Here is a 14827-nt window from a genome sequence, read left to right on the forward strand (position 1 = left end):
AGCTTAACTCCAATTACTCAATGAACGTTGCACCGCCTTGTCAACTGTAAGAGTTGGTATAGCAAACCCATTCTCTAGTCCATCAATTACTTGGTCAGTCAATGTTTGTGGATCAAAGTCTGTCATGTCACAACGATTTTGCTGTGGTAAACCGATTTGCTCACACCACTGATTACATTTTGGATGGTAATTTAATGAAAAAGACGGTGTTTCTGTCATAAATGCAAAAACGTTGCCATGTAAGCGCATACTCAAACACGCTTTAAAAGAGCCCACTAATTGAATAATGCTAAAGGTATCTGTGTGGTACTGAATAAAGCGCGAAGGCACAACTTTGCTTACTTTGCGAACAAGTAATTCACACAAGCGATCGTCACCAAACTCGTGATGACCATTCAGTGAAATCACACTAATTCTCTCACCAGTAGCATTCCATATACGAATCAGTGCATCAGCTAAATGGTCAATGCGTCTTTCATCAGCCTGAACGTCGAAATTGCCATGTGTACCCCTAGCAATAGGGCAGACATTAACTAAAATACCTGAACGCTCAGCGGGCAAGGCCTTAAAGCGCGGATGACTAACAAGTGAAGGCGCCAGATCGAAAGTCAACTGACAATTAGCATTGGGTGCAAGAGATTGAACAATGTCGTAACTCTTCTGATCGCGAACACCAACAAAGTCCAAGCGATTGAGTAGTTCAGCACAATGCCTCTCGGCAGACGTATCAACGAACGGCCCAACACTTACACCAACGGCACGCGATTTACCCGTACCTGAGAACTTAAGCATATCGAGCTTCATTTTTAAGTCATGGCTGTTGTGCATCACCGAGCCACCGCCAAACACCACAGTATCGCTACGCAGTGCATTAGCATAATGCTTAAGCCGATTTTGACCGCGAAATGACTGGCGTGCTTTGAGCGTGGGTGGCAAAGTTTGGCTAGCTAAGTCGTAAATAGTCGAGGTCGCCGATACGCAGATATTAGTATGCTCAGCGAGTGTGCTAATGCCGTACATAGACGCCAGCATCAGAGCGTCGTCGCCCGCATTGTGCATACCGTAATAGCCTACTAAATAATGACTAAATTTACGCATCGTAATTCTCCAATTTTTGTGGTGTGAAGGCCATGCCAATGATTAAAAATGCAGGCCAGCATAAATACATTAAAATTTCTAAATTCTCGAAAAAGCTGTAGCACAACAACACAAACACCAAACATAGCGCTCGATGTGCTAACTTGCTGTGAATACCTTGCCAAACAAGATAAACAGCGCTGATAAATAATGGGATTGCCAGAGCAAACAAGCCTACTAGCCCTTTAACAAACAACAGCCCATACCAACTGTGGTGAGTACCAATAGGCATAAATTCCACCATCTTCGGACCGCGTTCAATAATGCCGTGACCAAACCAAAACGCTTCACTCTGCCAACGCTGGATAGCGATGTTTGCCAATGCATTACGCACACGAGTTGAATCTGGGCGCGCATCTTTTACTTGCTGATAGGAATCCATAACCGCCTCAAACAACGGTTGTCCCAACAACAGCAATGCAGGTAAACCAACCCCAGCGATGAAAAATAGCGCGGGGTGCTTTAATGATTTTTGAGTACTCAACAAAGGAATAAGTACGAGGAAAATGGCCAGTCCCGCACGAGACTGCGAGAGTACAACAATCACAAAGCAGCCAAAGTAAGCCCAGCGACGGATCTTGTCGTTCTTTTCAAGCGACACAATCACCAGTGACAAACACGCAATCAAACCGGCAGATGGTGCCCAGGGGCCAAAAAACTGCCAACGACCAGCCCCGGTTTCTGGATTCATACCAAATAGCGAGACTTTGAAAAAATCAGGACCAGGACCGCCCACAACTTTTAATGGCGAAACGTAGATATCACCACTTATACCTGCGATATAAGCCAATACGCTAATCAATGCGAAGACTAGACTGTGAATAGCAACCAGCGATACACCGCGCACTACATAGTGGGGGCGGATGTAAGAACAGGCACCCAACCAGATAAATAGTGACATTAACGCCCAGCCTTTGGCCCAACCGATGGTTGATTTTATTGTCTGCGGCATACCTAAATTCCAATTGGCGTGTCCAATGAACAAAGCGAGAAGCATGGTTAGCATGCCGATGTGCCATACCCATTGCATGGCGGATACGCTTTGCACTTTTAGACCTTGGCCAACGAAGCTGCGCAACAACACAATACCAGCCAGCATATAACCGATTACCGAGCCCAATACGTAAAGGCCGCCGAAAGCATAAATCCCGTAAGTACTCGACAACGCAAGGAGGGTTAGCTTTTCTTCAGAATAAGATTGATGATCTTGTCGCGTTGCCATAATACGATTAATCCAATTGTGATGAAGACAAAGCCAAATAAGCCCGCGGCAATCGCTATAGCTACTTTGGGTGATGTTTGGTTAAATTCTAAGCTCGGTTCGGACAGCATTTGCAATACAGGGTAGGATGCAAATACGTCTGCCTTGTTTGCTTCTAAACGGGCTGCAGCCGATGTGAAAACAGCCTCTGCCAAATCGAACTCGCGTTGTAAGCGATCAAGTTCAGCCACTTCACGTGATGCAACTTTTAATTCATCACTGACGTGAACATGCGCACGTTCGATTTCAATTAACTCTGATCGCGTACCGGTTAGTTTCGCCATTGCATCAATTAACTGACTGAACAGTTGGGCGCGCTTGGGACTCTCGTTTACAGTTAATGCTGACACTAGCTGTGGTGATTCAACACCTACAAACTGACCCACGTACTGCAACATTTTTTCCCGTGCAGCTTCTGCTCTGCGCTTTTGTGCAATAACTTTCGGATGACTCGCTCCCCAGGAAGCGGTGAATTCTGTAAGCGTTTCAATCGAAACATTGAGCTCACTCACATAACCGGTGAAATTCGGATCTGACTGCAACATCAAACCAATCGACGCTAAATGTGGAGAAACCTGCAACTCTTCGCTTAACTGATTTACATAGTGCTCAAGATTCGTGAGCTCACCTTGCAGCATGTGTTTTTGATGTTTTAAATCCGCCTGCATTTTAATCATAAGCTCGATTTGATCTTGTGAGACCAACAACGAACGCTGTTGAAAATCAACAATGCTGTTACGCGCAAAGTTGGTTCTTTCGCGATAAGTCTGTAACACCGCTTTAATAGAATTATCGCGACGCTCAACTTCATCTGCGCGCAGTTCATCAAGTTCAGCCTGTAATGCTGTGTACAAGGCCCAAGCTTTCTCTTCCGCGTGCTCAGGTGTAAGGCTAGCAATTGAAACTGTGATTATTGATGTCTGTTCAGTCAAAGTGACTTTGGGTTGACCAAAATCCTTCATTGACATATTTAGGGCTTCGCTGGCCTCCTCTAAAACGGTACGACTCATCAGCATTTGCTTGTAGTTAACTCGAGGGTTAAAGCCACCGCCAGAAAATGGCGCTGTAGTTTGCGAAACCACTTGGCCAACTTCATTCAGGCTGACATTGCTGCTTGCACCTGTGCCAGGTAACACGAGTTCCATTTCACTTTTGTACTTCGCTGGCATTTGCAAATAAACCACAACTAACAGTGCGATTACTAAGTATGCAACGCCCCCTGTAACCAAATAGGGCCAGCGCAGTATGCGGTACACTAACGACCTAAATTGATCAAACTTCGTGGGGATTTTTAAAGCATTCATAACAGCACCCTTAGAACAATTTAATCGGTAGCAAGACATCAGCAATGGTGGCTGCGATATCGCGTAGATTAGTCACATCACTGTCGTAGCAGGCAATCGCGTCATTCGGCATCAAATACGGATTGATAGCATCGCGATCAGGCTCTCTAAGCAACTGTTCAATAGACCGTTCGATGACCTGCGTTTCACCGGTAATGGGGTGTTTGCTGGCTAACACGACTTTACGCGGTGCGTTCGTCCACGACATACCGCCTACACAATTAGCAGAAATAGCGCCCTGCAACAGGCGTGTACCATACGGCAAGTTGGTTGAATAACGGCCCACTGCTGCATTGGCATTACTTTCAGCAGAGTCGATAAGGTTCGACATAAACACCCGGAAACCTTTTGGTGTAATTTGACTAGGTTTAACCAAGTGCGGTTGGAAACAACCAGTGCTCGGCACAACAATGTGGTCACCTGCTACCAAGGGAATATCGGTAACGGGTTTGCCAGAAATAATACCGCTTAAATCAACTTCAATACGCCAACCGTTGCGCACCAAAAACACTTGCTCTAATTTGGCATCAGGACGCACACCCGAAGCCGCGCGAAGTGCTTCAGACAAATAACGAGTCGGGGTGTAATCACCTGTTGCTGCATCACGCGCGTCGTACATGGCGTCAGGCGATTCAGTATTGATAAGTACGCGACCTGAAGCGAAAACCGCACCTTCAACTGTGACTTCAATGGCTGACCAACGTAATACTTTGATCGTTGTCATGGCTGTTTCCGGTTGAAACAACTGCGCTTTAATCAATGCAAGTTCGATTTCTTTGGAAATTTCGCTAGTAGTTTTGCCAATCGCTTGAATCGGCGGCAACATGGGTACGTTAATGTTGCCCAAGCTATCAACCATGTAATTGCCAGCAAAACCTTCACCCATGTCAAGTTGCAACTCGATAAGATCCCCTTGACTCAAGGTTAACTGACCACTAAAAGGCGAAGAATTTTGCTTGGCTGAAGGCGAATGTTTTACCAGCCCAGCTTCGTTAGACACAATGCTGACTGGCGCCGCAAATAAAAAGCGCTCGTCACAGTGCGAAGACCAAAAAAAGCTTCCACCTTCAGGTGTGCGCTGTGCGAAAGCAACGCCTTGTTTATTCATCTCACCGTAAAAGTCGTGTTCACTTTGCTCAGCCGTGCGCAAACCGTGATGTTGGGTACATGCGCTTAGCAAATTTGCGAGAGATAACAACACTAGCAAGGTTTTGTACGACTTCATTTTAATGTTCCTGTAAAAACGTTATACCTAGCGTTCGCAAGGCCCATGCCAAGAGTTAAGCGTTTGTTTTATATGGCTTTTATATTTTCGTTTCGCAGGGTTTTCGCATTGTGCGAGCGGATTTTTTGTATTTTGCAAATGCAAAATAACGGTTTATGAGGGTGTAAAACTGACGCTGGCCCTCAATTGAGGGCCGGAATTAGTGGGGATTAATAAGCGCCTTTGGCAAACATTACCGCAGGAACCGTTTTCAATAAGATAAGCATATCCATGATAAAGCTTTGTTTTTCTACGTATGAGTTATCCAGTGACATTTGCTCATCAAAAGTGGTATCTGCGCGACCTGATACCTGCCACAACCCTGTTAATCCAGCCTGGCAGTGTAGACGTGGGTAAATACTCGCATCGTACTGCTCAAATTCGCTAACTAAGTGAGGACGCGGGCCTACAAGTGCCATATCACCTTTAACAACATTGAATAATTGTGGTAGCTCATCGATAGAGAGTTTTCGAATAATACGACCTACAGGCGTTATACGCGGATCATTGACGTACTTCTTACACACACCTTCACGGCTACTTTCTTCTGGGTTGGGTTCGCGAAACTTAGGATCAGTCGCAAGGTACATAGAACGCAACTTATAACATCTAAAGCGGCGGCCAAAAGCACCAATTCTAACCTGTGAAAACACTATCGGGCCTCGGCTATCAAGCTTAACGGCTAGCATTGCGGTTAAAATCAATGGGCTTAATAGCAATAAGATTGCAGCTGCAGCAATGCGTTGTAGCCACATAGGCATACCTTCGCGCTTAACGGCCTTAGTTTGCTTTTCGGGTGTTACATTGAAGGGGTTTTTAGGTAGTAATAGTGACAAGTTCATACTTTGTCTCCTTATTCACAGCAAGCGCTTAGGCTTGTTTAAAAATAAATGTTCTGATTAAAAATTCGGGTGTGCCGATAACGTAACGCGAGAATTTAACAATCGGCTCTTGATAAAGTCTGAACAGCCATTCACAGCCTATTTCTCGCATCCAGCGCGGGGCGCGGGGAATACGGCCAGAATAGAAATCAAATAAGCCGCCGACGGCAAGAATACTGTTACAGCGCAGCAGTTTGCGATGTTGGTTAATCCATGCTTCTTGAAACGGTGAGCCCATCGCTACAAGCAATACTGCAGTACCGCTACTGTTGATGCGCTCGACAATATCGCTGTAATCTTTGTGGAAGCCATGCTCGACACCACTGATTTGCAATCCAGGGAATTCTCGCTTGAGTTTATTTGCCATTTCTTTGGCTACACCAGGTGCAGCGCCTAACAAAAAGATACTTTTGTGTTTTTCTACACATGCTTGGCAAATTGGCGGCAGCATGTCGGTACCATTAATGTTGCCCTTGAGTAAATAACCTTTACTTTGTGCGGCCACGCGCATACCTGAGCCATCCGCGAAGCGCCAATCGCTTTTCATTAATGCTTGTCTAAAAGACGCGTTGCGCTCAGCAAGATTGACTGAATGTGCGTTAATAAAAAAACCGGTTTTTGGTGTTTGAGTGTAAATGGGTTTGTCCGCGGTGACACGCGCGACTGCGGATTCCATTGAATCATTTGTGATATCAATGCCGAATACATCGAAACGGGCTGGCTTGGTCAACGTTGAGTTACTGAAGAACACCTGAATTAATAACCCTTTGAACATTAATACCAAGTACTGCGAATAGGACTGATTGGCTTGCTTTTGGGTTAGCTCGTATTCAGAGGTATCAGATAAACCGATGCAAGCATTAATTTCCGCCAAACTAAATAAGCCTGAAGGCATATTGTACCGCTTGGTGAACTCCCGTTGTTCATGCAACGAAAGACGGGTATTGGTACCGACTCCGCAAATCGCTATTGAACCTTTTGCGATATCGAACAAAATGGCAGTGCCCTTCAACAGGCCAAAGCGAAATGTACGTAGAGTCACATTACGACCTAATGCGTCCACGGCGTAATGATTGATCAAACATGATTCTCGTTTAACCAAAGCGATACATGCATTAATCAAAAACACTGGTAGTAAAACAACTAACATCGGCGCGACGATCAACCAATCAAGTTTAGTTCCGCGATAGTTAACCTTGTTGCACCGAGTGGTGAGTGAATCCGCTATTGACGATGAGTTTTGCATGGCTAAAACACCTTCAGAAAAAATAACTAACTGGGGGTTGCGACTAACATGCCACTTTTACAAAAATTTATAACCTATTGTATTTACTGTATTAATTTTTAAATCTTTGATTTAAAAGTGATGTTTTATGCAATTTGCGATGCGCAAAAGTAATCAATTTCTCAATTTGCAAAGCATTCTGAAATGACAATAAAAAAGGGGCCTTAAAAGCCCCTGGTTGAATAGATAGAGTGCGGTAATTAGAAACTAACGCTTAGATACTCAATATTCGTTAAGTCAATTTCACGCTGCCCCTCAAATCCAAGGCTAGACGCCACTATGCGCACCTTTTTCACATAGTGAGGGAAATCCACCTCGCTAGTTAGCCAACCGCTCTCATTCGTGCGTCCAATGAAGATAGTTTCAGGTTTCATGTCCTGGTTCTGATCATCAGCGGGAATGGCTTGAACGCGGATTATAATCCCACTCAATGGGCTTCCATCTGTGTCTGCCACCGAAATATCTAAGTCAATTTCTCGATGAGAGGTAAACATAAAGCCTTCAGGTACATCTATCTCTAGTGAGCGCTTGGCATCGTTATCGGCTAAACAGTGTCCTGACAAAGTTAGTAGTGAAGCCGCAGTGATTACTTTAAGTGTTGAGTTCATCATCTTAGTTCTCCTCTTTGTCATAAACGTGTGCAGTGCGAGTTGTTGATTGATACCAGTCTTGCTCTTCAGTGCCAGCAGACTCTACCCATAGTTCATAACGTGGATAAGCCCATTCAACATCAATATACTCGCGCGGATACTGCCATTGTTGCTCAAGTTTAAGTCCCCAAGGCAATCCCGATTCACTGATAAAATAGCGGCCATATTGTGGGTCAGAGTTATCTTTACCTTTGCCGATTAACCAAGGGTCAAACAAATCTGTGGGCGGATAACCTGCAAAATGGATCTCGTGGCTGCGATTATTCGTGCGGAAGATAAAGAAGTCCAAGCTTGAATGAGGTAATGAGGCGATTGGATAAGCAAAACTTACATCTAACTCAAACGGCACTGGTTCGAAACGGTCGCAGTTCATCACCGTGTTAAAGTGCGAGCAGGTGCCAATTTCTCCAGTATGAGTAAATACTTTGGAATTACCCCACAGTTTGATCACTGCGTCGGTTTGATAATCTTCTGTCTGCTTGTCGTATCTGTTTTCGGCGATATCGATATATGCAGATTCAACCAATTCTGGCGGAAGATCTAATAACCTTAGCGCGAATCCACTGGCGCGTGATGCTCCGCGACCATCAATATAACCTGTCAGCTTAAAGCCTGCGATCTCGCCTTGAGCATTGTAGATTGTGACCATCCGCTCGCGTACGACTAAGTCATTCATGTCGTAATCACCATAATTAGGATAGTTATCTTCAAATGCGAGGGTCACGTAACCATCAGTACTTGGATAAGAGCTGCTGTAGGCACGTTTATAATCATTCGGGAATTCGTCTTCTTCATCAGCGATACCGTCTGCATCACTATCGTTAGCGTCAGGCATTACCGATAACTCTTCGGTTTCAAGTGCCGTAAAAGGCGTTACTTTTACGCTGAAGACAGCATCGTTAAAATCGTTGTCGCCCCAGGTACGAGGTAAATCCTCAAAACCTAAAATCACTTCTTCAACCTCATTATCGAGCAACAGTACATTGTGCTGGCGCAATTCTGCGGTGTGTTCTGGATTCAATTCACTGATCGAATAGTAGTACGGGATCTTCCAAGGCTTAACACCCGTGTAATACCAATACCCATTAGCCGCAATAAAAAAGCCAATAGAAGTACCAGCCTTAAAATGGCCTAAACTGACACGATGACCGTTAGTCATGTGTGGAAATGACAAGTTTGGGAATACGATAGTTTCCTGAATTTGATGTATATCCGTGGGCGGGTTTTGCCTATCATAGGTAAAAAAACCAAACGAATTGCGATACCCTGCACCCTCATGGATAAAGGTTACAAACACCTCACCGTCTTCTACTAAATGGATGTTTGCGCCGTCGTCATCAGTCAAAAAAGCTTCATTAATCGCCGATTCTGGTAGCGCATTGCGAATGCGTTCAAAGAAATCCTGTGGATAATCGTTCTTAGCCCACGACATACCTTCAGGTTTGCCTGTCGATTGGTCGTAACCCAGTGGCCAGGGTTGCCCCGAGAGAAACTGCCATTGGTAATTGCCATCAACGAGCTCAACAGCGTTTGCGTTTTGCAGCCCTGAAATGGCTGCGCTAAGCACGAGCAGTGACATCAGCCAGTCAGGTAGTTTAAATTGCTTCATATGTTTCTCCTTTGGGATCTCCTAAGGAGCAGTGCCACAACCATGCCAACACATATGCTATTGTTTTATATTGTTTTTTTATTTTTCATCGAGATTTTTCGCAGTTCGCGTCTCGAATTGATTTGCAAACTAAAAAAATTCTACAAAAATCTGTTTTTTGCGGCTTCTAAAAGCAAACATCCGTCACTTTAGAGTTGGTCTTGTTTTTGCTGTAAATCGCTTAAGGCACAAAAAGCGGAATGTTAGCGCAAAGACTTATACCTAAACACGAGGTACGCAAGATATGAAAAAGCTATTGATTCTGAGTATTGCCTTGAATGGCTATCAGTGGTTGTATCATAAACATCTCGCGAGCCATAGACGCTATGCAGATAAAATAGACGCTGATTATTTACTTGTTGACCAACCCAGTTTCGTTGGTTTAGGTAGCGAGTGTTGCTGGCTTAAGATTCACTTGATTCAAGCAGCACTTCGCGCCGGATACAAACACGTTTTGTTCCTTGACGCAGATGCAATGGTGCATGCCCATACCCCTGATATTCTAGCCGACCCTGCCAATGACTACCCGTTATTAATGGCTAGGGGCAGAACCCAGCGTTGGAATTCAGGCGTTATCCTAGTTAAGAATTGCCAAGCAACACTCGATTTTATCGACTTTGTCTTGGCGCATAAGAACGACCCAATCGCGGAGCAACATTCTGTGGGTTGGGGCGAAAACGGTCACATTATAGCTGCGGATGCACAGTTGCGCTTAACGCGTGCATTATCGTTAAAGTGGAACAATACTTACGACCAGCATTGTGCTGATTACATTCGCCACTTTTGCGCGGGTAGCCTGCGGACATCGTCAGTTTCTAACTTCATCCATAAAGTTGTGCATTGGATGACGGCCAAAATGGCTAAATACAATAGCGAAATTCACAGCATCGAAAATTTAAATGGACTGTTATATAGCGTTATACGTCGTTACCCGCAGTTCTTCACTGCAAAGCAAAGCTATTATGAGCAATAAAAAAGCCGGCGAAAGCCGGCTTTTTTAGTTTTTTATTAGACTTTTTACTTACGCAATTTCCGTATCAAACGCAATTGCGCAATTGCCTCAGCTAGCTCAACGGCTGCTTCAGCGTAATCAAAGTCTGTGCCTGGATTAGCAATATGCTCTTCAGCGCGACGTTTCGCTTCTTCTGCAGCTTGCTCATCGAGATCTTCTGCTCGTACTGCGGTATCCGCTAGAACAGTTACAGTGCCGGGTTGTACTTCAAGTACACCACCAGCAATGTAAATCATCTCTTCTTCACCGTGCTGCTTAACTAGTCGCACCATGCCAGGCTTTAATGAAGTGATAAGTGGCGCGTGACCCGGGTGGATACCCAATTCACCTTCACTACCTGTCACCTGTATAGTCTCGACGCGACCAGAGAAAACCTGTTCCTCTGCACTTACTACGTCAAGATGTACTGTCATTGCTGCCATGGGCACCTCCTAAAGTGAGCGCTTGCGCGCTCAGACTTATTTTTTGTTGGCTTTCTCTAACGCTTCGTCGATTGAACCAACCATATAGAAGGCTTGCTCAGGCAGGTCATCGTAATCACCTGCTAAGATACCCTTAAAGCCAGCAATCGTGTCTTTAAGCGATACGTACTTACCAGGAGAACCAGTAAATACTTCTGCTACGAAGAACGGTTGTGACAAGAAACGCTGGATCTTACGTGCACGTGTTACCACTTGCTTGTCTTCATCAGACAATTCATCCATACCCAAGATAGCAATGATGTCTTTAAGCTCTTTATAACGCTGCAATGTGGTTTGTACGCCTTGTGCAGTATCGTAGTGCTCTTGACCAACTACTAGCGGGTCTAGCTGACGTGATGTTGAATCCAACGGGTCAACCGCAGGGTAGATACCCAAAGATGCAATATCACGTGACAAAACTACCGTTGCATCCAAGTGAGCAAAGGTTGTTGCTGGAGACGGGTCAGTCAAGTCATCGGCAGGTACGTATACCGCTTGGATTGAAGTGATTGAACCAGTCTTAGTAGACGCGATACGCTCCTGAAGTACACCCATCTCTTCAGCTAGTGTAGGCTGATAACCTACCGCTGAAGGCATACGACCTAGAAGTGCTGATACTTCAGTACCGGCCAAAGTATAACGGTAGATGTTATCAACGAAGAAAAGTACGTCACGACCTTCGTCACGGAACTTCTCAGCCATTGTCAAACCAGTCAGTGCAACACGTAGACGGTTACCCGGTGGCTCGTTCATCTGACCGTATACCAACGATACTTTATCCAGTACGTTTGATTCGTTCATTTCGTGATAGAAATCGTTACCCTCACGCGTACGTTCACCAACACCCGCGAATACTGAGTAACCACTGTGCTCGATTGCGATGTTACGGATAAGTTCCATCATGTTTACGGTTTTACCAACACCCGCACCACCGAACAAACCAACTTTACCACCCTTAGCGAATGGGCATACCAAGTCGATAACCTTGATACCAGTTTCTAGTAGTTCAACAGAGCTAGATTGTTCTTCGTAGCTTGGCGCTTCGCGGTGAATAGACATACGCTCTTCTTCACCGATAGGGCCCGCTTCGTCAATCGGGTTACCTAGAACGTCCATGATACGGCCCAAAGTAGCTGTACCCACTGGAACGCTGATAGGTGCGCCTGTGTTTTCAACGGTTAAACCACGGCGTAGACCATCGGTAGTACCTAGTGCGATACCACGGACAACTCCGCCACCTAATTGTTGCTGCACTTCAAGGGTTAGACCCTCTAAGTCACCTTCGGTCACTTTCAGTGCGTCATATACTCTTGGTACGTCTGACTGTGGGAATTCAATATCCACAACAGCACCAATGATTTGGACGACCTTACCTTGACTCATAATTAGTCCTCGTTATCTTTAAACCTGTTGCCTACACCGCAGCTGCGCCGCCAACGATTTCGCTGATTTCTTGCGTAATCGCTGCCTGACGGGCTTTGTTGTATACCAATTGCAATTCATCGATTAGATTGCCGGCGTTGTCTGTAGCAGCTTTCATCGCTACCATTCGCGCGGCTTGCTCTGAAGCTGCGTTTTCGACTACACCTTGATATACCTGAGACTCAATGTAGCGCGTCATCAAAGCTTCTAAGATTGGCTTTGGATCCGGCTCATAAATGTAGTCCCAACGATGCTGTAATGCTTCATCTTCCGATTTCGGCAAAGGCAATAATTGATTGATCACTGGCTCTTGAGCCATGGTGTTCACAAATTTGTTGTAAACCAAGTAAATTCTATCGAGCTCACCGTTATCAAACGCGTTAATCATTACGCGTACAATACCGACGATATCGCTCACACTTGGCTTATCTCCAATTCCTGATTCAGCAGCCATCACGTTGCCACCGAAACGGTTGAAGAACGCACACGCTTTAGACCCCAATGCAGCAAACGCAACTTCTACGTCTTTTTCTTGCCAACCTTTGATGTCTTGTGTCACGCGTTTAAATTCATTGGTATTCAAGCCACCACACAGACCACGGTCTGTAGAGATAACGATGTAACCAACGCGCTTAACTTCGCGTTCTTCTAGGTACGGATGACGATATTCAAGCGCACCATTTGCGATATGACCAATCACTTTTAGCATGTTGTCTGCGTATGGACGGCCGTGAGCCATTCGGTCTTGCGCCTTTTTCATTTTTGACGCTGCAACCATTTCCATCGCACTGGTAATTTTTTGGGTGTTTTTAATACTCCCAATCTTACCTTTAATTTCTTTACCGCTGGCCATGATTATTCTCCAGTTACTTAACGAAAGCGGTGCCTTAGTTATTCACCAAAGCACCTATCGATTACCAAGTTTGCGTCGCTTTAAATGTTGTTAAAGCGTCGTTCATTTGTGATTCGATATCGTCGTTATAGTTACCTGTCTCATTAATCGTGTTCATCAGCTCAGCTTTTTCACTGTTCATGTACGAGTGAAGGGCCGCTTCGAAATCGAGGATTTTGTTAAGCTCGATGTCTTTCAAGAAGCCTTTTTCAACTGCGAACAATGAAACTGCAGTGTCAGCAACACTCAATGGTGAATACTGCTTCTGCTTCATAAGCTCCATTACGCGCTCACCGTGCTCTAGTTGCTCACGGGTTGCGTCATCAAGGTCAGAAGCGAACTGCGAGAATGCTGCCAACTCACGATACTGGGCCAATGCTAGACGGATACCACCACCTAGTTTCTTAACGATTTTCGTTTGTGCCGCACCACCAACACGCGATACCGAGATACCAGCGTTAACCGCTGGACGGATACCGGCGTTGAACAAGTCAGTTTCCAAGAAGATCTGACCGTCGGTAATTGAGATTACGTTAGTAGGTACGAACGCAGATACGTCACCTGCTTGGGTTTCAATAATAGGTAGCGCAGTCAATGAACCAGTCTTACCTTTCACTTCGCCCTTAGTGTAGTTCTCTACATAAGTTTCATTTACACGAGCAGCACGCTCTAGTAGACGCGAGTGCAAATAGAAAACGTCACCTGGATATGCTTCACGGCCTGGTGGACGCTTCAATAGCAATGAAATTTGACGATAAGCAACAGCTTGCTTAGACAAATCATCATATACGATTAGGGCATCTTCACCGCGGTCACGGAAGTACTCACCCATAGTACAACCTGAGTAAGGTGCGAGGTATTGAAGTGCAGCAGATTCAGATGCAGATGCAGCAACAACGATAGTGTTTTGCAATGCACCGTGCTCTTCAAGCTTACGCACAACGTTAGCAATAGTAGAGGCTTTTTGACCAACCGCTACGTATACACAAGGAACGCCTGTGTCACGCTGGTTGATGATGGCATCGATAGCTAGTGCTGTTTTACCTGTTTGACGGTCACCGATGATTAGCTCACGCTGACCACGACCGATTGGAATCATTGAGTCAACTGACTTATAACCAGTCTGTACTGGTTGATCAACTGATTGACGTTCGATTACACCAGGAGCGATTTTTTCTACTGGTTCAAAACCGTCAGAATCAATAGCGCCTTTACCGTCAATTGGCTCACCTAGAGTGTTAACAACACGACCAAGTAGACCACGACCCACTGGAACTTCCAAGATACGGCCAGTCGCTTGTACTTTAGTACCTTCTTGTAGGTCCGCATAAGGACCCATTACTACCGCACCAACAGAGTCACGCTCAAGGTTCAATGCAATCGCATAGCGACCACCCGGTAGTTCAATCATTTCACCTTGCATTACATCAGCAAGGCCATGGATACGAATAATACCGTCGGTTACACCGACAATCGTACCTTCATTTCGCGCTTCACTCGCGATATCGAACTGTTCAATTCTTTTCTTGATCAGTTCAGCAATTTCTGTGGAGTTAAGTTGCATGCTCTTT

The 14827-nt window shown here is 45.2% G+C and carries 13 protein-coding genes; 1 reads left to right on the forward strand and 12 read right to left on the reverse strand.

Features of this window, described 5'->3' with window-relative positions:
• Positions 1-3: 3 nt before the first annotated feature.
• The 8 genes from QTP81_RS01675 to QTP81_RS01710 all read right to left on the reverse strand — a co-directional run bounded on the left by QTP81_RS01675 (position 4) and on the right by QTP81_RS01710 (position 9430).
• Positions 4-1098, reverse strand: coding sequence for a polysaccharide pyruvyl transferase family protein (locus QTP81_RS01675; RefSeq protein ID WP_289363247.1), 1095 nt, complete (start codon positions 1096-1098; stop codon positions 4-6).
• Positions 1091-2359 carry an O-antigen ligase family protein gene (locus QTP81_RS01680; RefSeq protein ID WP_289363248.1) on the reverse strand — a complete coding sequence of 423 codons (1269 nt, stop codon included), beginning with the start codon at positions 2357-2359 and terminating at the stop codon, positions 1091-1093. Before QTP81_RS01680 ends, QTP81_RS01675 begins: the two co-directional genes overlap by 8 nt.
• Positions 2314-3702, reverse strand: coding sequence for a GumC family protein (locus tag QTP81_RS01685; RefSeq protein ID WP_289363250.1), 1389 nt, complete (start codon positions 3700-3702; stop codon positions 2314-2316). The genes QTP81_RS01680 and QTP81_RS01685 overlap by 46 nt, the downstream gene beginning before the upstream one ends.
• 10 nt (positions 3703-3712) lie before the next feature.
• A complete protein-coding gene (locus QTP81_RS01690; protein WP_289363251.1) occupies positions 3713-4966 on the reverse strand; it encodes a polysaccharide biosynthesis/export family protein in 1254 nt (417 codons plus the stop codon).
• 209 nt (positions 4967-5175) lie between these two features.
• Positions 5176-5847, reverse strand: a complete 672-nt coding sequence (locus tag QTP81_RS01695; protein ID WP_289363252.1) for a sugar transferase — start codon at positions 5845-5847, stop codon at positions 5176-5178.
• Between the two features lie 28 nt (positions 5848-5875).
• Positions 5876-7132: a WecB/TagA/CpsF family glycosyltransferase gene (locus QTP81_RS01700; RefSeq protein ID WP_289363254.1), complete on the reverse strand. Its 1257-nt coding sequence runs from the start codon at positions 7130-7132 to the stop codon at positions 5876-5878.
• Positions 7133-7371: 239 nt separating this feature from the next.
• Positions 7372-7782 carry a DUF8469 domain-containing protein gene (locus QTP81_RS01705; RefSeq protein ID WP_289363256.1) on the reverse strand — a complete coding sequence of 137 codons (411 nt, stop codon included), beginning with the start codon at positions 7780-7782 and terminating at the stop codon, positions 7372-7374.
• Between the two features lies 1 nt (position 7783).
• Positions 7784-9430, reverse strand: coding sequence for an LruC domain-containing protein (locus tag QTP81_RS01710; RefSeq protein ID WP_289363257.1), 1647 nt, complete (start codon positions 9428-9430; stop codon positions 7784-7786).
• Positions 9431-9713: 283 nt separating this feature from the next.
• Here QTP81_RS01710 and QTP81_RS01715 point away from each other — a divergent pair, with 283 nt between their 5' ends.
• The gene (locus QTP81_RS01715) at positions 9714-10442 is read left to right on the forward strand and encodes a putative nucleotide-diphospho-sugar transferase (RefSeq protein WP_289363258.1); all 729 of its coding nucleotides are present in this window, start codon (positions 9714-9716) and stop codon (positions 10440-10442) included.
• A gap of 44 nt (positions 10443-10486) precedes the next feature.
• On the opposite strand, the gene QTP81_RS01720 is transcribed toward QTP81_RS01715, so the two are convergent.
• The 4 genes from QTP81_RS01720 to atpA form a co-directional block, all read right to left on the reverse strand.
• On the reverse strand, positions 10487-10903 hold the full coding sequence (locus tag QTP81_RS01720; protein ID WP_289363259.1) for a F0F1 ATP synthase subunit epsilon: 417 nt from the start codon (positions 10901-10903) through the stop codon (positions 10487-10489).
• Positions 10904-10939: 36 nt separating this feature from the next.
• Complete coding sequence (atpD, locus tag QTP81_RS01725; protein ID WP_289363261.1) at positions 10940-12325, reverse strand: F0F1 ATP synthase subunit beta; 1386 nt, start codon at positions 12323-12325, stop codon at positions 10940-10942.
• A gap of 31 nt (positions 12326-12356) precedes the next feature.
• A complete protein-coding gene (atpG, locus tag QTP81_RS01730) occupies positions 12357-13217 on the reverse strand; it encodes a F0F1 ATP synthase subunit gamma (RefSeq protein ID WP_289363262.1) in 861 nt (286 codons plus the stop codon).
• Between the two features lie 61 nt (positions 13218-13278).
• Positions 13279-14820 (reverse strand): F0F1 ATP synthase subunit alpha, encoded by a 1542-nt coding sequence (gene atpA / locus QTP81_RS01735; RefSeq protein WP_289363263.1) that lies wholly within the window; start codon positions 14818-14820, stop codon positions 13279-13281.
• Between the last annotated feature and the right edge of the window lie 7 nt (positions 14821-14827).

Source organism: Neoalteromonas arenosi (assembly GCF_030362855.1).
Classification (GTDB): Bacteria; Pseudomonadota; Gammaproteobacteria; order Enterobacterales; family Alteromonadaceae; genus Alteromonas_E; species Alteromonas_E arenosi.